Genomic DNA, 22,885 nt, shown 5'->3' with positions numbered 1-22,885 from the left:
AATATACCTCATTGCTAAGATCGTATTTATTCAGTTTCCTCAGCTGAATTTCGATTTAATTCATTGATAGCTTGACCTGTGTGTGCCATCCATGCATCACGTCGTTTAAAGAGTAAAGGTGTAACCCGATTGACTTCATCGATTAAGCTTTGTAGATCTGCATTCAGCAATTGCCCACCTTCAGTGACAATTTTACCGCCAACCATGGTCATGATGACATCCTGTCCCTGAACAGCATGTACAAGATTAGTATATAAATTAAATAATCGGCCTTCATCCACCAACGGCGTCATACGTGGGGTAGCGATATCTACAGCAATAATGTCAGCTAGCTTCCCCACTTGCAGGCTACCAATCTGATCCTGCATGCCCAATGCCTTTGCACCTAAGCAGGTGGCCATCTGGCAAACAGACCATGCATCTAGGGCTGCTGCATCCAAAGAAGAAAACTTGGCCAATAAAGAAGCCGTCTTCATTTCCTCAAACATATCCAGATTGTTATTTTCTTTTTCTCCATCTGTGCCTAAACCGACAGCAATTCCCTGTTTGAGCATATCCAGTACAGGCGCAGCACCTGAGGCCAGTTTCATGTTTGAAACTGGATTATGGGCAACTCCAACATTGTGTTCTTTCAAAATTTGAATTTCATTAGAATCTGCCCACACACAATGTGCAAGTAAGGTATGTGGCAAATCTAAAAGACCCAGCTGTTCCAGTGTCTGGATTGGACGTACACCATGACGGCGCAAGTTTTCCTGGACATCAAACTGGCTTTCATTGCTATGGGTGTGAAAACCGGTCTGATAATCCTGGCATAAGCTTTGAATACGTTTGAGTGCATGAGGTTCAGCATAAAACAGATGTTCTAAGCCCACCCAGACCTGAATTTGGCCATGACTTTGCTGATGCCAACGATTAATCAGGGCTTCATTCGTTTTTAGGGTTTCAAAATAGTCATGGTCAGGGTGCTCGGCGACATAAGGTACCAAGATAGCACGGATACCAAGCTGTTGTGCGGCTTCTGCACTGCCATCCATGTAGCGCCACATATCAACAATGGTCGTGGTACCGGATAATAATGCTTCTGCATAACACAAATACGAGGCAGCCTTGGCATCTTCAGGTTGAAGCACACGATGCATTGGATCAATAAACTGTTCCAGCCAATCCCATACTGGCAGTCCTTCAGCAGTGCCTCTTAATAGTCCGGAATGACAGTGCGTATTGATTAAGCCTAGCATTAATAGGGCTTCAGGATAATCACGCACGATGACATTGGGATATTTTTGGGTAAGTTCGGTCTTGGTTCCTATGGCCTTGATTCGGTCTCCCTCAATCAATATCGCCCCATTTTTGATGCATTCATTTTGACTATTCATGGTCAGCACATAGGCTGCTGCTAATATTTTCATTTTGTTCTATATCATCTTTTTAATTGATAGGTTTAAGGCACAAACGTTTTGCCTAATGACGCTGGCAGATTCATCTTCAAAAGTTTCTTGTCTCGGGAAATTACGACTAGTACTACAATCGTCGCCAGATAAGGCAGAGCTGCTAAAAACTCATTGGGTACTTTGATCCCCAATGCCTGCGCATGAAACTGCAGGATGGTCACACCACCGAACAGATAAGCACCCAGCATCAGTCGGGATGGTTTCCAGACAGCAAAGACCACCAGAGCAATTGCAATCCAGCCCCGACCTGCGACCATATTTTCAATCCACATTGGGGTATATACAGTAGATAAGAATGCTCCCCCAATACCTGCCATCAAGCCGCCAAACAGGACGGCGCCGTAGCGAATAGCCAGTACGTGGTAACCCATGGCATGTGCACTTTCAGGTGACTCTCCTACTGCTTTTAACAGCAAGCCCAGACGGGTTTTTGCCAATACAAACCACACAGCAAAAAATGCCAGTATGGACAGATAGACCACATAGTTTTGCTGAAACAGGATTGGACCAATGAAGGGAATATCTGCCAGTACAGGTATATTCCAGCTACTTAAACCCGGTAAAGCCATGCTGACATAGTTCTGACCTAAAAATGCAGAAATACCCAGCCCAAAAATAGTTAAAGCCAAACCACAGGCCGACTGATTAGTACTAAGTGATAAGGTGAAGAAAGCAAAGATCAATGCCATCAGCATACCTGCCAGCCCACCGATCAATAAGGCACTAAATACACTGGCTTCATATTGGGCAGCAAAGGCAAAACCGGCAATGGCACCGACCAGCATCATGCCTTCTACACCTAAATTAATTACCCCAGTGCGTTGTGACACCAACTCACCTAAACCTGCAAAGATTAGAGGCGTTGCTGCGGCGATTGTGCCTGCCAGAATTGCGGTCATTTCTATAGCCATATTGTTCTTCCTCCGATCTTGTTAAGCATTTGCCGAAGCAGGTTCAGCTGCAGGCACTACACGTTTTTTGGCAAAGCGGTAACGGTTTTCAATCAAGGCATCCGATCCCAACAGGAAAAACAGCAGCAAGCCTTGGAATATCCCGGTAATTGCAACCGGAAGCTGTAATTGCATTTGTGCCATTTCTCCACCGAGATAAATCAATGCCATTAATGATCCGGAAAGTACGATACCAATCGGATTCAGACGACCCAGATAAGCAACAATAATTGCAGCATAGCCATAACCTGGTGACAGGCTCGGATTCAGCTGACCAATTGGGCCTGCTACTTCACATATCCCGGCAATCCCCGCCATCATTCCGGAAATCACCAGACTCAGCCAGATCGCTTTTGAAGATGAGAAACCAGCATATTTAGCAGCTAAAGGTGCTTGTCCGCTGACTTCCAGTTTAAAAGCAGTCATACTTTTACGCATAAAGAGCCAGAACAGAAGCACAGCCACAGCGATGATAAAGATTGAAGCATTAACCCGTGTTCCTTCCAGAATCATCGGTAAGGTTGCACTTTCACTAAACATGACAGTTTGCGGAAAATTCATGCCCTCTGAATCACGCCAAGGACCATTAACCAGATAGAGCAATACAAACAGTGCGACATAGTTCATCATCAAGGTGGTCAGGGTTTCTTCGGCATTAAAATGGGTTTTCAGTAATGCAGGAATTGCGCCCCATAAGGCACCGCCAATTGCGCCCATAAAAATCATAAGAGGTAAAATCCACCAACCTGCCTGTTCATGGAATAGCAGTGCGATACCGCCGCCAAAAATGGCACCCATGATCAGCTGACCTTCGGCACCGATATTGAACAGTTTGGCACGAAACCCAACAGCTAAACCCAAGGCAATCAGAATTAGAGGGCCCGCTTTAACGGCCAACTCGCTCCAGCCATAGGAAGTCATCAGCGGTTCAATAAAAAATACATACATGGCCTGTGCAGGACTAATCCCCAGCATTAAAAATAAAATACTGCCAACGACCAGCATGGCTGCCAGGGCAATAACTGGTGACAGCCATTTCATCAGTTGTGACGGATGTTCACGTGGTTCGAGTAAATGCATGTGCTCATCCTCCACAGATCATTTGTTGTTTTAATAAAGTCTTAAGCATGAGCGTGTTGCTCCTCTGCCGTGGCCGAGGTCGCTTCATGGCGTTGAATGCCAGACATGAGTAAGCCAATACTTTCTGCATTGGTTTGCTGGGTTGGAACTGGATTCGACAGCTCGCCATTGGCGAGTACACAAATGCGATCGCTCATCTCAAACAGTTCTTCGAGTTCTTCGGAAATCACCAGAATACCGACCCCTTGACGTGACAGATCGATCAGCGTCTGACGGATAAACATGGAAGCACCTACATCTACGCCCCATGTGGGCTGAGCCACGATCAGGAATTTTGGATTCTGCAGAATTTCACGGCCGACAATAAATTTTTGCAAATTCCCACCCGATAAAGAACGGGCTTCTGCGTTCGCACCACTGGCCTTAACCCCAAATTTTTTGATAATTTTTTCAGCAAAAGTCTGGATATCTGAGAATTTAATTAAGCCCCAACGGGTGAATTTCTGACGATAGGCGGTCAATAGCACATTTTGAGCCAATGTCATATTGGGGACGGCACCACGACCTAAACGTTCTTCCGGTACAAACCCAAGTCCCACATTACGCCGCTGGCCAGCAGTTAATGCAGTAATCTCCTGTTGTTCCAGATAAAGCCTGCCGGTTTTGGTCAGCGCTTCGCCGGACAATAAAGACAGCAGTTCGGCCTGTCCATTTCCGGAAATACCGGCAATACCGACAATTTCACCTGCCTGAACGCTAAGATTGATATTTTGTAAGGACACACCAAAAGGATCATCAGACTGATAGCCAAGATTTTCAACCTGAAAACAGGTTTCTGGTATGCCCTGATATTCTGCGCGTATATAAGTGGGTAAATCACGGCCAATCATCAGGCGGGCCAAATCACTGGTCGATTTTTCTCGTGGATCGACGTTTCCAGTGACTTGTCCATTACGCAAAATCGTGGCTTCATCACAGAGTTCTTTAATTTCATGCAGTTTATGACTGATATATAAAATAGAAACTCCCTGAGATGCCAGCATGCGCAGAGTTTTAAATAACTGCCGTACCGCTTGGGGTGTCAAAACTGAAGTCGGCTCATCCAGGATAATCAGCGCTGGATGTTGTAACAGGCAACGAATAATTTCTACACGCTGCCGCTCACCTACCGATAAGGAATGAACTTCCCTTCGCGGATCGACAGGTAAACCATACTGTTCAGAAACGGCAATAATTTTCTTGCTCAGGTTCGGTAAATCTACTTTTTCATCCAGTCCCAATAAAATATTTTCAGCAACAGTCAGGGTCTCAAACAGGGAAAAATGCTGATAGACCATGCCGATCCCGAGTTTTCTCGCCATTGATGGACTGTCTATTCGGACTTCTTTACCATTCCACAGAATTTGTCCCTGATTGGCTTTGACTGCACCATAAATAATTTTCATGAGGGTGCTTTTCCCAGCACCATTTTCACCCAAAATAGCGTGAATCTGTCCAGGATATACAGTCAAATGAATCTGGTCATTTGCCTTGAGTGAATTATAGCTTTTGCAGATATTGACCAGCTCCAGTCGCGGAATATCCTTGCCTGAACCTGTATTCATCTTGGGCATAGGTGTAGACAGATCATGTGTTGGATTCATCATAAGTGCCCTGTTTTATGCGGCTGGTTGATTCATCTGCCTTTTGCTAAAGACCAGATGAATCATGAGCCTGTTTTTAGAATGATGTGATGTCTGTTATTTTCTTTCTTATTTCGGAAGTGAACCTTCTACACCTTTTACGTAGTAGTTCATTTTGCTCAAGGTGGCATCATCCAGTGTTTTACCTTTAGCAATGACCATTGAACCATCCTGTTTATAGAGCGGGCCAGTAAATGGGTGCAAGGTACCTTTCAGGATCGCATCTCGAACAGCAAGTGCTTTCTTTTTCTCACCTGCGGTTACCATTGGTCCAAAGCTCTCAATATCGACAGCTTTCTGTTTTACCCCATACCACAGTGCACTTGGCTTCCATGTTTTATTGCTGACCTGAGTCATCACTGGGGTGTAGATTTTTTCCCAATGGAGTACCGAAGCCGCCAGATGGGCTTTAGGACCAAATTTGCTCATGTCCGAGTCCCAGCCAAAGGCATAGACCCCTTTCTGTTCAGCTGCCTGAACGACTGCTGGAGAATCAGTATTTTGCATCAACACATCGGCACCTTGAGCAATCAATGCCAATGCAGCATCACGTTCCTTGCCCGGGTTAAACCATGAATTGACCCAGATCACTTTGGTTTTCACTTTTGGATTCACGCTTTGCGCACCCAAAGTATAAGCATTGATGTTGCGCACCACTTCAGGAATCGGGAATGATGCCACGACACCTAAAACATTGTTTTTGGTTTTCTGCCCAGCAACCACACCGAGCATATAGGCACCCTCATAGGTACGAACGTCATATACCCCCAGGTTCTTGCCCTGCTTATAACCAGTGGCATGCATAAATACCGTATTCGGGAACTGCTTGGAGACTTTCTCCATGGCATTCATATAGCCAAATGAGGTGGCAAAAACGACTTTATTGCCCTGCTGCGCCAGGTTACGGATAACACGCTCTGCATCGGCAGTTTCTGGAACATTTTCGATATAGGAGGTTTTATATTTGCCGCCCAGCGCTTTTTCAGCCTTGATCCGGCCCTGATCATGTGAATAGGTCCAGCCATGGTCACTGGTTGGGCCAATATATACAAATGCTGCTTTATCCTGTGCATGAGTCATTGATGCCGCCACCAGGCCACCCGCACATAGTATCCCCATCAGTGTTTTGAATCCGGTTTTAAAGATCTTTTTTTCTTTCATTCTCTTCCGCTCTTTTTGTACTTGTGCCCCATGCACACTAATCAATAACTTTACTCAGATGAGTAAAATCGGTTCTTTTTATAATTAGCAATAACTATTCCAACTTGATTAAAAAATGATTTATTTAATTTATTTCTTTTAAAATAAAAGTAATATTTTATTATTTTAATATTTATTAATAAATAATTTTTTTAATATTAAATAAAATGAATTAAATAAGTGCGCTTGATATAAGTAAATGCTATTAAAATGGGCATTTATATTTAAAATAATTTCTGTAAAAATAAAAAATCCCATTCTTAAAATGGGATTTTCTTCTAAAAAGGCTTATCTGCTTTGTCAGAATTGCTTTTGTAAACTGACCGTTTCAGCTTCAATCTCAGGTACTGGTCCAATCAAGTCAATGTCCTTTTGTCCATGGCTAAAGATATAGTGTGAGCTGACACTCATCGTTGGGTTTTCCTGATGATTACCGGTACATTCAAGTAAATATTTTTCCAAAATACCATAAACTACACGGCCTATATTAGCCCAATAGATGGTTCCAGCACACATACAGCAAGGTTCTACTGCCGTATAAAGCGTACATTGCCATAAATAATCTGCTAGATAATTGGTGGCAGCAATACGGGCTAATGTCGATTCTGCATGATTGACCGTATCAATATTACATTGGGTGAGCAGCACCGTTTCATGATCTGGCGCCACCAGTACTGCTCCAAAGGGATGATGTCCCAACTGGGTAGCACGCCGTCCCACATCATTAGAAAGTCTTAAAAAATTTAATATCTGCTGATGATTTGGACGGCTTATTTATACTAGAATAAATTTTAAATGATTGAATATTTAAATAGATTCTTTGCATTTTAAGAAAGTATAATTTATTTAAATATAGCCCCTGCTTGTTAAATAAAAATATACTGGTTTATTTTAAACAATATAACGTTTACTTAATCCCCATTCTGCCAATATACGTCGATAAGTTGTTGATGAGCGATCTGCTTCAAAATGTGCTTCCATGGAAATATCCAGTGGCAGCTCTTCCGGTTTTTGACTTTCTACCAGTTCCTGGTCTTCAGCAAAGATCTGTGCATTAAAATCATAAACTGCCTGTAAATCGCCAGTGGTATCAAAATTTCGGGTTAATGGTACAAACAGTCTGGTTTGGTTGTGTGACACCGGGCAGCAGGCATTCAGGATTTTAAGAATGCCTTCATTTGGAAAATGCACAGTTAATATCGCAGAAAATGGTGGATAGACATCAAACACGCGTTTCCATAAAAATCCTTCAGGTGCCAGATGCTGCATGCCATGAGGATAATTGCTGACATTACTGACATATTCAGTATGCAGACCATAAGACGTACGTTCGGTATTGTATTTCGGCACCACCGGATTATCGCGATCGGCAAAAGCATTGTGATGCACCCAGGCAAAATGCGCTACATCAATAAAGCCTTCTAACTGACGACCACTCGAACCGGCAATATCCACAAATGGCGGTAAAATAGATTGATGTTCTGCGGTATCCCAGGTATCTAGTACCGGGAAATTGGCAGCAATTTCATTCCGGCTAAACAGGCTGGTCCAGATCAGACCGTATTTTTCTACGACTGGAAATTTTGTGAGCGAGAAACGGTCTGAGATTTTAGTCAACTCGGGTTGCGCTGGGATTTTGATACATTTTCCCTGTTCGTTGTATTGCAGCCCATGATAGGGACAGACAATATTTTCCCCAGAAACCCAGCCCTTGCTCAGTGGTACACCACGATGCGGACAGATATCGCGTACCAGATGAATGACGCCGCTTTCAGTTTTATAAATTGCCAGTTTGACATCCAGCAAAGTCACTTGCTGTGGCTTTTCGTTCACGTCCTGAATACGTGCAACCGGATACCAATGATGCGCCAGAATTTCCCAATCCTGATCATCAAACTGGCTGTAGCATGGCTTGCTAAATACATTGATCATTGGAATAGCGTTCATATCAAACCTTTTTTCTGCAAAATCCTGAATATTTTTAATCCCCTGAAACGTGGCTTGTGCTGGCTAGCGTTCCAGTTATTTACAATTGAAATTACTCGTTTTTTTACTTTTTCGTCTATTAGAATGTTTCGTATAAATCATTCTAAAAATTAGAACAGTACCTTGTAATACTTGCTTGGCTTGGACCTTAGCTTCCTGCTTTGGCATAAAACTCGCATAAAGCTTTTATTGAATTTTAAGTACAGGTGAAACAGGCTTGAGTAAATTGATAAATACCCCGTTTTCACGCTTTTCTGATTACTTTATTGCTGTGGCGAAAAGTGGCAGTTTACGTAAGGCTGCAGATCAGTTATTTATTTCGGTATCTGCGGTTCACCGGCAGATCGCCCTGGCTGAAGAAGAATTAGGTATTGAGCTGTTTGAACGTTTGCCCAACGGACTGAAGTTAACTTTAGCGGGTGAAATGCTATATGCCGATATTCTAAAATGGCAAAAGGAGTTTCAGCAGACATGTATCCGCTTTGATGAAATTCAGGGACTCAAACGTGGCAGTATCGAATTTGGATTAATTTCTGCCTTGAGCGAAGGCTTTGTAATGCAGTCACTACAGCATATGTATGCGCAGTATCCTTGGATCAATTTCAATATACGAGTGGCAGACAGTGAAGTGATTGCCCGAAAAATTATCGATACCGAACTGGATTTCGGGCTGATTCTTAATCCCAAAGCCCATCATCAGCTGGAAGTACTGCATTTTCTGGAATTGCCTTTGGGCTTTGTCATGTCCAAACAGCATCCCCTTGCTGAGGCTGAACGAATCTATTTTTCAGATACCTTGGATGACAATCATTTTATTGCAGCAGAGCCGCTAATCATTCATGACTATGTACAGGCCATGTACAAACATCACAAATTCATTCCGGCACGCAAAACGGAATCCAATGATATCCGCCTGATGAACAGCATGATCAAAGCCAATACCGGTATTGGCATCTTGAGTTATCTGGATGTCTTCCCGGAACTGCAACGCGATGAACTGATCTTTAAACTGATTACGGAAAAAGGTGTACGTCCTTTGACCCTTGCCCTTTGCGTGGCGCCAAAACGTCAGATTTCACGAGCCTCCCAGCTAATGATCAAGCATATTATTGAACAGATGGAACAGCTAAAAAGTCAGATTTCTCAGCAAGCAGCCTAATAAATGATTTGTGAGGTCTACCTTTTCCATAAAGACGCGTTAATTCTCAAAATATGCTCACATATAAAAGAGAATGATCTTCAAATGGTAAAGAGTGTTCTAATTTTCTCAATACCTCATACGGATTTCTCTAATTTCGGTGAATGGGCTGTTGATCTATATTCAATCGAATATCACCGATTTGAGGCAATCATGAATAGTAAAACCATCCTCACGCATCAGCCTGACTTACCTGTTCATATGACATTTTCAGAACATGACTGGCACCTGTTAGCGCAATACTGGTATCCGGTAGCCTTGGCACGCGAAGTCTCTGAACAGCCAATCGGGACCATGTTGCTGGATATGCCCTTGGTAATTTATAAAATGGGGGATGAAATTATTGTGGCGCGAGATACCTGTCCACATCGAGGGGTTGCTTTAAGTCTGGGAAAAAATGATGGACAAGGTGTGGTTTGTCCTTATCACGGTCTACGCTTTGGATCAGGTGGAAAATGTAATCGTATCCCGGCCCATCCGCAGCAAAAAATCTCTGAGCGTTTCAATCTAAAAACCTATGCCGCCGTAGAAAAATATGGTCTGATCTGGTGCTCATTGCTGGCAGATAAACAGGCTAAGGCAAATATTCCGCAAATGCCTTACTGGGATGAACCAGATTACCAGCAACTGGTTTGCCCGAAAGTTGATATTCAGTGTTTTGCCGGTCGGCAGCTAGAAGGTTTTATTGATGTCGCACATTTTGCCTGGGTACATCCAGATACTTTTGGCGATCCGGATAATTCAGAAGTACCCGATTATCAAACCTATGAGACAGATTATGGTTTTGCTGCTGACTATATCAGTACCGTTGGACGCTATCCGATCGGACTGGATCAGCGCGGTGCAAAAGACTTTAAATGGCTACGCCATTTTGAAATCAGTGTACCCTTTACCGCGACCTTGACCATTCATTTTCCCCATGATGCCAAACAGGTCATTATGAATGCAGCTTCGCCTATGACAGCACGTACTACGCGGCTGTTTGCACCCATCTGCCGGAATTATGACAAAGACCTGCCAGTTGAAGATGCTTATGACTTTAACCTGAAAATTTTTGAAGAAGACCGGTTAATCGTCGAAAACCAGAAACCTGAATATCTGCCTTTGGACTTGTCTTTAGAAGCACATTTCCCGGCAGATCGCAGTTCCAGCATGTACCGGAAATTGCTGCGTAAGCATGGATTCAGTCCTTTATTTGCGGCTTGAGTTGAAATGAAAGGCTCTGGTTTTGGCTGGATTATTTTCCAGCTTTCAGTTTGAACAGTGGATCAGAGTCTTTCTTGCATTACCTATGTTTAAAAAATAATAACAAGCGTTAATCATAATATGCCTCTCTTTTCTTGGAGAACCGTTCTAACTGCTTCAGGAACCCTTCAAAATAATCTTTCTGTTTTTCTTCAGTGCGATAGCCTGCAAATAAAGTACGGCGTAATCCTTCAGGTGCGACGCAATCCAGACGGCGGGAGCTTACCCAGCCTTTCTGTTCATATTCATTCACCACCCAGTCCGGTAATGCTGCAATTCCGCGTCCACTTGCCACCAGCTGAATCAACATCTGGGTTAAATCAGTCCTCCGGATCTGTTTTGGCAAGATATTGGCTGGAATAAACAGGCGTGACATGATGTCTAGGCGATGTTTATCCACTGGGTAAGTCACCAGTGTTTCTTCTGCCAGTTGCTGTACGCTAATCTCTTTGGCACGTACCAGTGGATGAGTATTGGAAAGTACCAAACGTGATTCATATTCAAAAATCGGAAAATACTCTATCCCTTTTAATGCGATCGGATCGGCGGTAATCAGCAAGTCAAACTCACCAGTTTGTAAAAGCTCATGCGGATTGGCTTCAAAGCCTGAAGCAAAGTCTAAATCTACATCTGGATATTGGATGCGATACTGATTGAGTAAAGGCATCAGCCAGTCAAAGCAGCTATGACATTCAGAGGAGAAAATAATACGTCCCGTCTGTCCATGGACAATACGAGTAATATCACTTTGGGCAATCTGTACCTGAGGCAATATTTCATCTGCCAGTTTAAGTAATCGCTGTCCAACATTGGAAAAGCTCACAGGCCGACTACGGCGATTTACGACTTCTACGCCAACCCATTGATCAATTTCACGCAATTGATGAGATAAGGCTGAAGGTGTAAGACACAAATCTCCTGCAGCGGCGACCAATGAACCATGTTCTCGTAAAGCAACTAAAGTTTTTAAATGACGAAGTTCTAACATGTCTTCCTGCAGAATTTCCATAAAGCAATTTCAATATGCTGATCATAAAGCATAAAATTTTTATCTGTTAGTTTTTTTCAGTTTTAAATAACAATGATGATATTTATTCAATTTGTATTTATATCTACTAACATTCCCAGCAGTTAACCCGACTTATATTTTAAAAGCTAATTTTGAAAACAAGAATGATTTGATGGTGAGGCTTTGCCTTCAGCAAATTCTGAATTTTATCCAGCCCTAGAGTAATACCATTCACTGGATCAGTTTGAATCGCATCAACTGGTAATGCGCCAAGCAAGCTAACCCGACTCATCCACAATAGGATAAAGTTGGTATTAAACTGCCCGCCATTGTATAAAATATCACGCTCACCATCACCAATTGATACCATTGGAAATGCGGCTTTTAATGCCGGATGCTGGGTAGATGCCCCCAGCAGACTGGTAATACCTAGATAAGAAACACCATAGAGACCAATATTGCCATTTGACCATAACTGTTTGCCAGCCCAGTCAATAATTTCAAAACTGTCCTGCTGTTTAATGCCATCAAATGCCTGCCATACCCCTTCTGAAGAACCGGTACTATGTACATCTGCAGCTACTGTGGCATAACCACGGCCTACAAACTCAGGATTCGGGCCGCCTGCCATATCCGCAATCTGGCCTGCAAGGCCTGTATTGTAGAGTGTCTGGATTAAAATCACTGGATGTGGTTTAGTAAAATCGGGTTGTTTATTCTGATCAGCTGGCAAGGTAACACGAATTGCGATTTTGGTACCATCACGCATTTTAATCTACTGTACAGGCAAAGTGACCATATTGGGATAATCATAATCGCGAGTGTAATTACTCCATTGTGCATCTGAATTTGTGAGTAATGGTCGTTGAACTTGACTTTCGAACTGTCGTGTTCCTAATTTAGTATTTTTTAATGTAATGGCAGGTTGTGTCATGCCTGTAAAGTCAGTAAAAGATTGTGGTTCTAGGTAACTTAAATCTGAAGTGACTTGCTGAGGGGGGGTGAAAGTTTTATTGACCACACCCGCGGTCACGGTCACTGCAACCACAGTGACCTTCGCTGCCATGGAAGCATAAAATTTATTGAGAGCTTCATTGCTTATATCCGAATTATTATGATGATGCATTCCTCGATCAATGAACCATGCATTTTTATCTATGTTCATAGTTTTTATTAAGTTTGATTTGACGAAATGATTTCCTTCTCTCTGTTTTTCCTTTTAGATCACTTCTTAACACTGCATTTATAAACTGACAATGCTCCTTGTCTGTTATAAAAATTCTTATACAAAACTATGCTTATTCATATCTTGATAGATTTTAGAAATTTCTGATTGAGTAAAAATTTTATAGAAATGTGGTTTTCAAGACATTTTTACAAGATATTGCAACGTTACAGTAGATAGGTGAAATGTATTATTCATTATAGGAATAAGCAGATCACAGATCTTGACATGTTATAAAAATAATCAATGCATCAAGAGACTGTAATTTATTACACCCTAACAATGAAAACTACAAATGCTGTTCTAGATTCTATTTATCCCGAGATAGCGAAAAAGCTGGATCGGAGAGCTAAATATAATTCCTTACCCTGTATTTTATTTTTAGACATTGACGGTACACTTTCAGAATTTCATCCAGATCCTGAACAGAGTTTTATCCCCTCTTCTACCCTAAATAATATTGCACAAATCCAGCAATTTTTACCTTTATATCTGGTTACTGGACGTTCTATCGAGCAAGCACAACGACTGATTCAGCCTTATTGCTGGAATATTATCGGATCACATGGCATAGAGTTGCTACAGCAAGATGGTATAGGTCAAAAACTTGTTTATATCAATCACAAAGAACTCGAACAACTCAAATCTAGTGTGCTTGAGCAGCAGAATAAATGGCAGCCGATTCGGGTAGAACACAAAACCCATTCAGTTGCCCTACATTTCCGTGAACATCCTGAATATGCAGATCAGGCAAAAGCCATTATTGATAATTATCTTAAACAATTTACAAGTTTTGAATTAAAAAGCGGCAAATGTGTCTATGAACTGGTTCCCCACGGTTGCAATAAAGGTGCGGCAATCCAGCATATTTTAGAGGATCTTGAAGCTGAGCAGTTTTACCCCATTTTCATTGGGGATGATTTAACGGATGAAGCTGGTTTTCACATCATTAATGACTATGGAGGTATGTCAATCAAAGTTGGCCCAGGAGAAAGCGCAGCCAAAGCTCGTTTAGACGACGTGGCAGATGTCGGTTTTTTCTTACATGAATTTTTAACATCACTAAAAGCGTTAAAACAAGAAATGAAAGGAGAAAAAACGTGTCCCGACTCATTGTATTATCCAACCGTGTAACATTACCGAACCCGAATGCCACTCAGGCAGGTGGTCTTGCGGTTGCTCTGGAAGATGCCCTAAATGGTATAGGCGGCATCTGGATGGGATGGAATGGCAAAAAGACGGCGTATAGGCAGAATTCCTTTGACGTCCTGAAAGATCAGCAGATTGAATATCATACCTGTAGTTTCTCTGAAGCTGAATATCAGGGTTTTTACTGTGGTTTTGCGAATGGTGCACTATGGCCGCTAATGCATGACCAAAATCAATATATTGATTACTCAGATCAGGATTACCGGATCTATCAGGATGTCAATTTCAAGTTTGCCCGCCAGTTGCAGAAAATTATCGAACCGGGTGACATGATCTGGGTGCATGACTATCATTTCTTAAGTGTTGCACATTACTGCCGTCAGTTGGGCATGCGCAATCGTATCGGTTTCTTCCTGCATATTCCATTTCCAGAGACACAAAAATGGCAAGATCTAGCCTGCAGCCAGCATCTTGCAGCGCATCTGGCACAGTACGACCTGCTTGGCATGCAAACGCAGCAGGATCAGAGAAACTGTTATGATTTCCTGAAAACTACCTTGTCTCTAACTGCACATACCAACAATATTCTGCGTAATGGACAGCGTCAGGTAGAAGTAAAAGCTTATCCGATCAGTGTGCATCCTACTGCAATCCAGCGTCGTGCGGGACAACTCACTGATACTGAACTGCCATTTGATTTCAGTTCATCACCTGATGTTAAACATATCATTTCAGTAGACCGAATTGACTATAGCAAGGGCTTATTACAGAAGGTGGATGCGCTGCGTCAATGTTTCCAAGAAACTCCTGAAATGTTGTCGAAGATACGCCAGTTTCAGATTGCCTGTCCTTGCAGACTGGAAGTTCCGACCTATGCCAATCTGTATCGGGATTTAAAACGAGGTGTCGATCAGCTGAATCAGGATTTCTCTCATACAGATCAACCGGTCTTTGACTGTCATTATGATGCTTTAGGCCATCATGCCTTGATGCGTTTATATCGCAAGTCGGAAATCTGCTGGGTCAATTCGGTACGTGATGGCATGAATCTGGTAGCGAAGGAATATATTGCTGCTCAAGATCCAGAAAATCCGGGCATTTTGATTCTGTCCAAATATGCGGGTGCTGCTGAGCAGATGCGTGAAGCTTTACTGGTCGATCCTTATGATAATAACAGCATGATCAAAGCCTTAAAGCTGGCAGTAAAAATGCCAAAGTCTGAACGTATTGCACGTTATCAGGCGCTATTTCAAGGTCTGATGGACTATGACATAGTGCATTGGCGTGATTGTTTCTTAAAAGATCTTAAACACGTAAATAGCCAGTATATTTACCAGCCACTTAGCAAGTCACCCTCTCACGATCTTTATTTACAGCATTAAATTGCTTTGATTTAAACAAAAAACACCAGCTTTATGCTGGTGTTTGTGTTTTTTCTGCTTCTGCCGCAGTTGCTGGAGCAGAAGTCAGCTGGTTCAGTACAGTAATACTGATCAGGCCAACTGCAATGATAAAGAATACCTGGCTTAGACCTATGATCTCGCTTCCGAATCCCACCAATGCTGGCCCAAGCAAAGAACCGGTATAAGCAAATACAGAAACATAAGATAAAGCAATATGTTTTGGTAATTCAGTTTGACGTCCTGCACGTGAGAACATCAACGGAACGATATTGGCGCTACCCAGACCCAGGATCGCATAACCAATCAAAGCCACATACCAGACTGGTGCAAATACCACAGTCAGAAGACCCAAACCTGCTAAAGTGGCACTGTACAGAATCGTGTTCTTTTCACCAAAGAAGCGAATGATCAAATGGCCACTTAAACGTCCTGCAACCATCAATGCAGCAAAGCAACTGTAAGCTAGACCAGCTTGAGATGCTTGAACTTTAAATTGAGTATTCAGGTAAATTCCACTCCAGTCCATCGCTGCGCCTTCAGACAGAAAAGCGATAAAACAAATCAATCCCATGCAAAGAATTGCAAATGTTGGACGTGGTTTATGGGCAACTTTCTGGGTAGTATCTTCAGATTCTGTTGCTTCAGCTGCAGCTTCTGCTTTTAGACAGAATGGCACAGCAAATACCATGATTAGTAAAATGCTCATACTGATCACCAGTACACTCAAAGGCAGTGCAAGACCAAATGCCAGCATACTGGTCATACCCAACACACCTGCCAAACCACCCAGGCTACATACGCCATGGAACAGTGACATCATGCTTTTACGTTGCTGACTTTCCAGTTTAATTGCCTGAAGGTTAACCGATACGCCGAGTGCGCCAGCGCTAGCACCGAAGCAGAATAAAGCGGTTGCCAATAGCAATTTAGTCGGGCTAAATGCCAATGCAGGCAGAATCAAAACAAATGCAGCCAGTACCGTAGCAATAACGGAACGACAGCCGTAACGATGTGCCATACGACCTGCCAATGGCATGGCAATCATTGAACCTACGCCAGCGGCAAGCAATAGCACACCGAAATCCGAATGGCTCAAATTCAGACGCTGCTGCACCAGTGGAATCAACGGTGCCCAGGCAGCGGTACTAAAACCCAGAGCGAAAAAACATAGTGCAGTGGCAATACGTTGCCAATGACTACGTGGAAGCGCACGAAGAGAAGCAGGTAATAACGGAGCGTACATAGTAAGAACCAGTAAAAATTTCGGTGCGGTATCCCAAACCGTTGATCCATAGAAAAACCCCATGAACTTATACTTGAAATGTATTAGTTCACAGGGCTTAATTTGGATGAATTATAAGCGGTTTTATTTTAAATGGAATAGGTTTTAATCAAAAAAATCGGCCAAATTGTTAAGCCTATGATTCATTAAAAAATATAGTTCCAAAAAAATTCAAATAATTTTTCTCAGGCATTTTGTATTGGATTTGTTATCCTGATTTTGTCGTTCAATGCTCCATAAAAATTGTGAAAATCCTTCACGGACACGTGAAATCAGGCGACTGCTGGTTACCACTCTCAACTGGTTAGACCAGGTAATATGCATTCCCATTTTTTCCGCGCGTTTAACCAGATCTACATCTTCATGACATGGCATAGGTTTGAAGCCACCAAGAAGCTTATAACTCGATGCTTTAAAACAAAGGTTAGCACCATGAATATGCCGATGCCCCATATAATCCTGATAATGGTGCAGATATTTTTTTTGGGTAGCTAAACTTAAGTGCTCCCATTGCGCAATTTCAACGACTCCGCAAATCACATGTGTAGGCTGATGCAGCAGCATGGTCTTAAACCAGTCTGGATGTACTCTGGAATCTGCATCCGTACAGCAAATCCAGTCATAGCCTTGTTGGATCAAATGCTGTATACCGAGATCACGGGTTTTTCCTACACAACGATAGTTACAACTTATAGCTAAAACATTATAAGTGTTTAACTTTTCTGCTGTAGCATCAGTACAGCTATCCATCACGACAAGAATTTGAATTTGTATGCAATGACTTTGAGGCATGTCCTGATAAAATTTTTGGCGTGCCTGTTCCAATGCCTGCAGACAATGTTCGATTTCTTCTTCTTCGTTACAGGCCGGAATGACAACACCAATTTTTTTCATAACAATCCTTCCTGTACAGCAATCGAATTTACATCATGTGTCCAGACATCCAGAAAAAAATCGGCATCCTGTAACTGTGTGTGGTGATAATAATGCAATCGCTGTTTTAAAATCTGATGAACCTGTTCTCCATTCAGACTAAAGCCTTCAATCGCATGTCGCCAGTGGCAAGCCACAATACAGCCTTGTGGACTAAGATGCGTATTCATCCATTCAACCAGTTGCAGCAGAATATTTTCTTCAAGGTAATATAGCATTTCGCTGGCAACAATCAGATCAAACTGCTGTGTTGGCAAATCCAGAGGCACAATCCCCTGCACCACTTTGACATGATTATGGATCAGGCGCTGATTCGCTAGCTGTATGGCGGTCGAATTGGCATCCATACACAGTAAAGCTTCGCATCGTTCAGCCAACTCGGCGCTCAGCACGCCGTTACTGCAGCCAATTTCAATACCATTTTTAAATTTGGGATAAGGCAGTACAGCTAAGGTCATATCGCGTTTGCGCTTCTCATACCAGCGCTGTTCATACTGCCAGGGATCGCCATTATTTATGCGATACAGCTCGGCGAAGTAGTCATGATTATAGATGGCCTTCGTCATCAATATAGACCTCCCATGGCTGTAAAAGACGTGCTAATGCGCTGCCCGATACGATAGCAGCTTTACCTGTACTGGAGTCCGGTTCAAGCTGGCTTTTAAAACATTGCATGGCTTCTATTTTACGCGCTAACTGCTTTGCGTTGAGTTCAAGTCTAAGGGCTTTATGCCAAGGAATACGACTATCTCCAGGACTGGCCCAATGCCAGGTCCAGATCAGCACCTGTAAACATTTTAAAGAATGCGTTGCTGCAAGCTGTTTGCTTACCTGACCTGTAATCTCATGATCAGGATGGCCATCATGTTCAAAAGTGGTTACCAGAATATCATTTGCTTGCAAATACGGTTTTAAAGCAGCAACCAACTGGTCACGTTGTTGCGCTACTTCACCATCCTGGATATTCAGCGCAATACGCTGTATCGATTGTTTCAGATCGAGAACGCCTAAAGCATTTATTGTTTCCTGGGGTCGGATATGATCCAGCTGCTCTGGTGTATATAGTCTGGAGTCGGGATGACTGGCTGTGCCATTGGTGACTGCAAACAGAACAATCTCATAACCCGCTGCATCCAGCTGCTGAATCAGTCCACCACAGCCAAGAACTTCATCATCCGGATGTGGAGCAACAATACAAATGCGACTATTTAGGGGAAATATTTTACTCAGTTCAAGCGCTTTTAAATGATGGAGCTGCTGACTCTGCTGCCATTCTTCTAGCGCTGTTCCTTTACCCTGAATAATACGGTCTTCAACGATTGGATGTTTTAAAGTGCCCATGTCTGTTCATCCTCCATCGTCAGTTGACCAATACACTGCAAATCAAATGCAGCATGGCTTTGCCGGATAAATACGGGCAAATCTGCTACACAGCGGGCAAAATCCGCCTCCTGACAATATGGTGCTGCACCTAAGGCTTTACCACAAAGTTCCAGTACTGCCAGTGCAGAGTCTTCGACCTGGGCACGTAAAGCTCGGATCATTAGCTCATGATTATGCCTAGGGTCGGCATCAATCAATTTTGCAGCCTCATAAAATAGTGCACGAGTTGCATACAGCTTGCTACTGACCTCACCCAGATACATTTCTCTAAATGGATTAGTTTTATGATGCATGGCATGCTTTAAATAACCGGCCAGTTTGAGCGTTGCACCAAACCAGCAGGCAGCGACACCAGCCGCACCATGCCAGAATCCATGACGATCCAGATAATAGTTTGGCTTGCTGATGGTTTTGATTTTGACCTGATTGAAGCTGACCTCAGCCGTGCGTGTATATTGCATCCCTACAGCATGCCAGGCACTGGTATTGATCTGAATCCCATGCTGGGTCATATCTACCAGTAACAGTTGCGAGTGTTCTTCTTCATCCCGATAGGTCAATAAAGCCTGCTGTACCTGACCCGCGGCTGAACACCATGGTTTAATTCCGGAAAGCAGATCATCTTCCAGCTGTAAAGGTTTAGGACCACCTTCTGCTGCCCAGATAGCAGTCAATCCGACAATCTGCTCAGGATCAGCATGTAGTTCATGCAGTATCGCCAGTACATCCAGATGCGATTCATATAGCTTGGCCAGACTCAAGTCTATGGCAGCAACCTGACTCAGGACTTGCCAGCGTTTTAAGGTCTGTCCTTCACCCGGGTATGGCACCTCCAGACTGTGTGGAATCAGCTGATGTAAAGCGTAATCAATCTGCTGCTCGGGATCAGTCGAAGAAGAATTGAATTCTACTTTTAATTGTTCGATCAGCTGTTTGAGGTACATTCATATTCCTCATTAAATATCATTAAGATTCTTTTATCCGGTTCTTAAAGATGAATAGCAAAGTGAGTATCTGACTATCCATTATGTAAATCACTGTTTATGAATTAATTTATGCCCAGTATTGGCGCAAAATACTGTAGCTTTTTGTCAGGAATTTGTCTGATTTGTAAATCTTAAATATTTAAAGCCATAAAAAAAACCGCCTATCTTGAGGCGGTTTTTTGATGCAGCTATCTATGGATTATTGCTGAGCCACAAACTTGGCACGCGCTGCATGCAGTTTTTTATAGCTGTCAATCAGGCGTAAATGACGATCCAGACCTTCAAGCTTCATACTGGTTTCAGCCAAACCATAGAAACGGACTGTGCCTTCAACTGAACCCATGACTGCATCCATACGTTCATCACCAAACATACGACGGAAGTTGTGTTCATAATCTTCCAGTTCCATGTCATCATCCAGCATGACTTCCAGAACGACATTCATACACTGGTAGAACAGGCCACGTTCAACAGTATTGGTATTGAACTGCAGGAACTGCTCAACCAGATCTTTGGCTTCTTCAAATTGCTGCAAAGCTACATAAATCAGCAGTTTCAGTTCAAGAATCGTTAGTTGCCCCCATTCGGTATTTTCATCGAACTCGATACCGATCAAGGTTTTGATCTCGGTATAGTCATCCTCATCTGCTTCTTCCAGACGCTCAACCAGTGCTTCCAGTTTTTCATCATCCAGTCGATGCAGATTCAGGATATCTTCACGATATAACAAAGCCTTGTTGGTATTGTCCCAAACCAGATCTTCTACAAGATAAATTTCCGAATAGCCCGGTACCAAAATACGGCAAGCTGTTGCCCCTAAATGCTGATACACCGCCATATAAACTTCATGGCCCATGTCTTCAAGAATCGTGAATAATTCCTGAGCTTCATCCGCATTCGAGTTTTGACCATTATTGGTGAAATCCCACTCGACAAAATCATAATCTGATTTCGCACTGAAGAAACGCCAAGACACCACACCGCTTGAGTCGATGAAATGCTCAACAAAGTTATTCGGTTCAGTTACTGCATTGCTGCTAAAGGTTGGTTTTGGCAGATCATTCAGACCTTCAAAACTACGGCCTTGTAACAACTCAGTCAGACTGCGTTCTAATGCTACTTCAAAGTTAGGATGGGCACCAAATGAGGCAAATACACCGCCAGTACGCGGGTTCATTAAGGTCACACACATGACCGGGAACTGACCACCCAAAGAAGCATCTTTAACCAGAACCGGAAAGCCCTGTTCTTCCAGACCTTTAATGCCTTCAACAATTTTTGGATATTTTGCCAGAACCTGTTCAGGCACATCCGGTAGTGCGAGTTCACCTTCCAGAATTTCACGTTTAACAGCACGCTCAAAAATTTCAGACAGACATTGTACTTGCGCTTCAGACAGCGTATTCCCGGCGCTCATACCATTGCTCAGGTATAAGTTTTCGATCAGATTTGATGGGAAATAAACGGTTTCACCATCAGACTGACGTACAAATGGCAATGAACAGATACCGCGAGCCTTGTTCCCCGAATTAGTATCATAAAGATGGGTACCCAATAACTCATCTTCTGGATCATAAATTTCACGGGTATGTTCATCTAAAACTTCTGCTGGCAACTCGCCATTTGGAGCTGGCTGGAACCATTTTTCATCCGGATAATGCACAAATTCTGCATTGGCAATATCTTCACCCCAGAACTGGTCATTATAGAAGAAGTTACAGTTCAGACGCTCAATAAATTCACCCAAAGCAGATGCCAGCGCACTTTCTTTGGTTGAGCCCTTACCATTGGTAAAACACATTGGCGACTGCGCATCACGGATATGTAGCGACCAGACATTCGGCACGATATTACGCCAAGAGGCAATTTCAATCTTCATGCCAAGGCCTGCCAGAATTGCAGACATATTGGCAATGGTTTCTTCCAGCGGAAGGTCTTTACCTGGAATAAACGTACTGTTTTCAGAAGCCAGACTTGGCATTAACAAGGCTTGAGCATCCGCATCAATACTTTCCACTTCTTCAATGACAAATTCAGGACCGGTTTGAATGACTTTCTTGACGGTACAACGGTCTATCGAACGTAAAATTCCTTGGCGATCTTTTTCAGAAATATCAGCCGGCAGTTCCACCTGAATTTTAAAAATCTGTTTATAGCGGTTTTCAGGATCAACAATATTGTTTTGCGAAAGGCGGATATTATCAGTCGGAATGTCACGTGCTGCGCAATAGACTTTGACAAAATAAGCTGCACAAAGTGCCGATGACGCCAGAAAATAATCGAATGGGCCGGGTGCCGAACCATCGCCTTTATAGCGGATCGGCTGATCGGCGATTACCGTGAAGTCATCGAACTTGGCTTCCTGGCGAAGATTATCGAGATAATTGACCTTAATTTCCATGTGGATACCTAAATGTTCTTATGTGCCGTCACGGACAGATAAGATGCTGAATCTGAATATACAAGCCGGTTCACGGAGGAGAACTTGAATGAAAAATAGAAAATGGTCAGGTTATGCCATTTGACTAAGTGTCTGGATAACGCTGCCGAGAATGGGCGCTATTATAGAATTATTTTATGAAATTGATAATATTTGTCTGAAATTCTGGCAGATTAAACCAAACCCTCAACCTTTCCTGAGCTGCCGGAGCATGAATCAACTTCAAGTCATGGCTTATGCTATTAATCAATAGTTGCAGATAAGGCAGATTTTCACCCGC

The 22,885-nt window shown here is 42.8% G+C and carries 20 protein-coding genes; 4 read left to right on the top strand and 16 right to left on the bottom strand.

Annotated elements, in window-relative coordinates:
• Positions 1 to 26: 26 nt before the first annotated feature.
• The 7 genes from BK820_RS05030 to BK820_RS05000 form a co-directional block, all read right to left on the bottom strand.
• The gene (locus BK820_RS05030; RefSeq protein ID WP_071320293.1) at positions 27 to 1,412 is read right to left on the bottom strand and encodes an amidohydrolase family protein; all 1,386 of its coding nucleotides are present in this window, start codon (positions 1,410 to 1,412) and stop codon (positions 27 to 29) included.
• A gap of 32 nt (positions 1,413 to 1,444) precedes the next feature.
• Complete coding sequence (locus BK820_RS05025; RefSeq protein WP_004809345.1) at positions 1,445 to 2,365, bottom strand: ABC transporter permease; 921 nt, start codon at positions 2,363 to 2,365, stop codon at positions 1,445 to 1,447.
• Positions 2,366 to 2,386: 21 nt separating this feature from the next.
• The gene (locus BK820_RS05020; protein ID WP_071320292.1) at positions 2,387 to 3,484 is read right to left on the bottom strand and encodes an ABC transporter permease; all 1,098 of its coding nucleotides are present in this window, start codon (positions 3,482 to 3,484) and stop codon (positions 2,387 to 2,389) included.
• Between the two features lie 41 nt (positions 3,485 to 3,525).
• A complete protein-coding gene (locus BK820_RS05015) occupies positions 3,526 to 5,130 on the bottom strand; it encodes an ABC transporter ATP-binding protein (protein ID WP_071320291.1) in 1,605 nt (534 codons plus the stop codon).
• 105 nt (positions 5,131 to 5,235) lie between these two features.
• Complete coding sequence (locus tag BK820_RS05010; protein ID WP_071320290.1) at positions 5,236 to 6,327, bottom strand: BMP family ABC transporter substrate-binding protein; 1,092 nt, start codon at positions 6,325 to 6,327, stop codon at positions 5,236 to 5,238.
• A gap of 339 nt (positions 6,328 to 6,666) precedes the next feature.
• Complete coding sequence (locus BK820_RS05005) at positions 6,667 to 7,116, bottom strand: nucleoside deaminase (protein ID WP_228715872.1); 450 nt, start codon at positions 7,114 to 7,116, stop codon at positions 6,667 to 6,669.
• Positions 7,117 to 7,257: 141 nt separating this feature from the next.
• The gene (locus BK820_RS05000) at positions 7,258 to 8,313 is read right to left on the bottom strand and encodes a Rieske 2Fe-2S domain-containing protein (protein ID WP_071320289.1); all 1,056 of its coding nucleotides are present in this window, start codon (positions 8,311 to 8,313) and stop codon (positions 7,258 to 7,260) included.
• A 268-nt stretch (positions 8,314 to 8,581) separates the two neighbouring features.
• Between BK820_RS05000 and BK820_RS04995 the strand changes: the two genes are divergently transcribed.
• Together BK820_RS04995 and BK820_RS04990 are read left to right on the top strand one after the other, a co-directional pair.
• Positions 8,582 to 9,511, top strand: coding sequence for a LysR family transcriptional regulator (locus tag BK820_RS04995; RefSeq protein ID WP_071320333.1), 930 nt, complete (start codon positions 8,582 to 8,584; stop codon positions 9,509 to 9,511).
• Between the two features lie 192 nt (positions 9,512 to 9,703).
• Positions 9,704 to 10,756 (top strand): Rieske 2Fe-2S domain-containing protein, encoded by a 1,053-nt coding sequence (locus BK820_RS04990; protein ID WP_071320288.1) that lies wholly within the window; start codon positions 9,704 to 9,706, stop codon positions 10,754 to 10,756.
• A gap of 109 nt (positions 10,757 to 10,865) precedes the next feature.
• Here BK820_RS04990 and BK820_RS04985 read toward each other — a convergent pair whose 3' ends face one another.
• The 3 genes from BK820_RS04985 to BK820_RS15460 form a co-directional block, all read right to left on the bottom strand.
• A complete protein-coding gene (locus BK820_RS04985) occupies positions 10,866 to 11,783 on the bottom strand; it encodes a LysR family transcriptional regulator (protein ID WP_071320332.1) in 918 nt (305 codons plus the stop codon).
• Between the two features lie 160 nt (positions 11,784 to 11,943).
• The gene (locus BK820_RS04980) at positions 11,944 to 12,573 is read right to left on the bottom strand and encodes a CocE/NonD family hydrolase (RefSeq protein ID WP_071320287.1); all 630 of its coding nucleotides are present in this window, start codon (positions 12,571 to 12,573) and stop codon (positions 11,944 to 11,946) included.
• A gap of 6 nt (positions 12,574 to 12,579) precedes the next feature.
• Complete coding sequence (locus BK820_RS15460) at positions 12,580 to 12,930, bottom strand: hypothetical protein (RefSeq protein ID WP_171260590.1); 351 nt, start codon at positions 12,928 to 12,930, stop codon at positions 12,580 to 12,582.
• A 345-nt stretch (positions 12,931 to 13,275) separates the two neighbouring features.
• Between BK820_RS15460 and otsB the strand changes: the two genes are divergently transcribed.
• A complete protein-coding gene (otsB, locus tag BK820_RS04970; RefSeq protein ID WP_071320285.1) occupies positions 13,276 to 14,163 on the top strand; it encodes a trehalose-phosphatase in 888 nt (295 codons plus the stop codon).
• On the top strand, positions 14,130 to 15,560 hold the full coding sequence (locus BK820_RS04965) for a trehalose-6-phosphate synthase (RefSeq protein WP_071320284.1): 1,431 nt from the start codon (positions 14,130 to 14,132) through the stop codon (positions 15,558 to 15,560). The genes otsB and BK820_RS04965 overlap by 34 nt, the downstream gene beginning before the upstream one ends.
• A gap of 31 nt (positions 15,561 to 15,591) precedes the next feature.
• Here the strand turns inward: BK820_RS04965 and BK820_RS04960 are convergent, their stop codons facing one another.
• The 6 genes from BK820_RS04960 to BK820_RS04935 all read right to left on the bottom strand — a co-directional run bounded on the left by BK820_RS04960 (position 15,592) and on the right by BK820_RS04935 (position 22,566).
• Complete coding sequence (locus BK820_RS04960) at positions 15,592 to 16,824, bottom strand: MFS transporter (RefSeq protein WP_071320283.1); 1,233 nt, start codon at positions 16,822 to 16,824, stop codon at positions 15,592 to 15,594.
• Positions 16,825 to 17,034: 210 nt separating this feature from the next.
• Entirely contained in the window at positions 17,035 to 17,757 is a 723-nt protein-coding gene (locus BK820_RS04955) for a glycosyltransferase family 2 protein (RefSeq protein WP_004809364.1), read from the bottom strand.
• The gene (locus BK820_RS04950; protein WP_071320282.1) at positions 17,754 to 18,362 is read right to left on the bottom strand and encodes a class I SAM-dependent DNA methyltransferase; all 609 of its coding nucleotides are present in this window, start codon (positions 18,360 to 18,362) and stop codon (positions 17,754 to 17,756) included. The genes BK820_RS04955 and BK820_RS04950 overlap by 4 nt, the downstream gene beginning before the upstream one ends.
• Positions 18,343 to 19,137 carry a PIG-L deacetylase family protein gene (locus BK820_RS04945; protein WP_008303530.1) on the bottom strand — a complete coding sequence of 265 codons (795 nt, stop codon included), beginning with the start codon at positions 19,135 to 19,137 and terminating at the stop codon, positions 18,343 to 18,345. The genes BK820_RS04950 and BK820_RS04945 overlap by 20 nt, the downstream gene beginning before the upstream one ends.
• Positions 19,125 to 20,123, bottom strand: a complete 999-nt coding sequence (locus BK820_RS04940) for an acyl-CoA dehydrogenase family protein (RefSeq protein WP_071320281.1) — start codon at positions 20,121 to 20,123, stop codon at positions 19,125 to 19,127. Before BK820_RS04940 ends, BK820_RS04945 begins: the two co-directional genes overlap by 13 nt.
• A 241-nt stretch (positions 20,124 to 20,364) precedes the next feature.
• The gene (locus BK820_RS04935) at positions 20,365 to 22,566 is read right to left on the bottom strand and encodes an OsmC domain/YcaO domain-containing protein (protein ID WP_071320280.1); all 2,202 of its coding nucleotides are present in this window, start codon (positions 22,564 to 22,566) and stop codon (positions 20,365 to 20,367) included.
• Positions 22,567 to 22,885: the final 319 nt, after the last annotated feature.

Origin of the sequence: Acinetobacter sp. LCT-H3 (assembly GCF_001866125.1) — a bacterium.
Taxonomy (GTDB): domain Bacteria; phylum Pseudomonadota; class Gammaproteobacteria; order Pseudomonadales; family Moraxellaceae; genus Acinetobacter; species Acinetobacter schindleri.
The sequence above is the reverse complement of the archived record's forward strand: the minus strand, read 5'-3'. Positions and strand labels throughout refer to the sequence as shown.

Bases quoted from the DNA above. Each gene is read 5' to 3' on its own strand.
- BK820_RS05030 (WP_071320293.1), bottom strand. From the start codon at position 1,412: ATGAAAATATTAGCAGCAGCCTATGTGCTGACCATGAATAGTCAAAAT.
- BK820_RS04955 (WP_004809364.1), bottom strand. From the start codon at position 17,757: ATGAAAAAAATTGGTGTTGTCATTCCGGCCTGTAACGAAGAAGAAGAA.
- BK820_RS04935 (WP_071320280.1), bottom strand. From the start codon at position 22,566: ATGGAAATTAAGGTCAATTATCTCGATAATCTTCGCCAGGAAGCCAAG.
- BK820_RS05020 (WP_071320292.1), bottom strand. From the start codon at position 3,484: ATGCATTTACTCGAACCACGTGAACATCCGTCACAACTGATGAAATGG.
- BK820_RS04985 (WP_071320332.1), bottom strand. From the start codon at position 11,783: ATGTTAGAACTTCGTCATTTAAAAACTTTAGTTGCTTTACGAGAACAT.
- BK820_RS04950 (WP_071320282.1), bottom strand. From the start codon at position 18,362: ATGACGAAGGCCATCTATAATCATGACTACTTCGCCGAGCTGTATCGC.
- BK820_RS04940 (WP_071320281.1), bottom strand. From the start codon at position 20,123: ATGTACCTCAAACAGCTGATCGAACAATTAAAAGTAGAATTCAATTCT.
- BK820_RS05000 (WP_071320289.1), bottom strand. From the start codon at position 8,313: ATGAACGCTATTCCAATGATCAATGTATTTAGCAAGCCATGCTACAGC.
- BK820_RS05015 (WP_071320291.1), bottom strand. From the start codon at position 5,130: ATGATGAATCCAACACATGATCTGTCTACACCTATGCCCAAGATGAAT.
- BK820_RS04980 (WP_071320287.1), bottom strand. From the start codon at position 12,573: ATGCGTGATGGTACCAAAATCGCAATTCGTGTTACCTTGCCAGCTGAT.
- BK820_RS05025 (WP_004809345.1), bottom strand. From the start codon at position 2,365: ATGGCTATAGAAATGACCGCAATTCTGGCAGGCACAATCGCCGCAGCA.
- BK820_RS04945 (WP_008303530.1), bottom strand. From the start codon at position 19,137: ATGGGCACTTTAAAACATCCAATCGTTGAAGACCGTATTATTCAGGGT.
- BK820_RS15460 (WP_171260590.1), bottom strand. From the start codon at position 12,930: ATGCATCATCATAATAATTCGGATATAAGCAATGAAGCTCTCAATAAA.
- otsB (WP_071320285.1), top strand. From the start codon at position 13,276: ATGCATCAAGAGACTGTAATTTATTACACCCTAACAATGAAAACTACA.
- BK820_RS05010 (WP_071320290.1), bottom strand. From the start codon at position 6,327: ATGAAAGAAAAAAAGATCTTTAAAACCGGATTCAAAACACTGATGGGG.
- BK820_RS04990 (WP_071320288.1), top strand. From the start codon at position 9,704: ATGAATAGTAAAACCATCCTCACGCATCAGCCTGACTTACCTGTTCAT.
- BK820_RS04960 (WP_071320283.1), bottom strand. From the start codon at position 16,824: ATGTACGCTCCGTTATTACCTGCTTCTCTTCGTGCGCTTCCACGTAGT.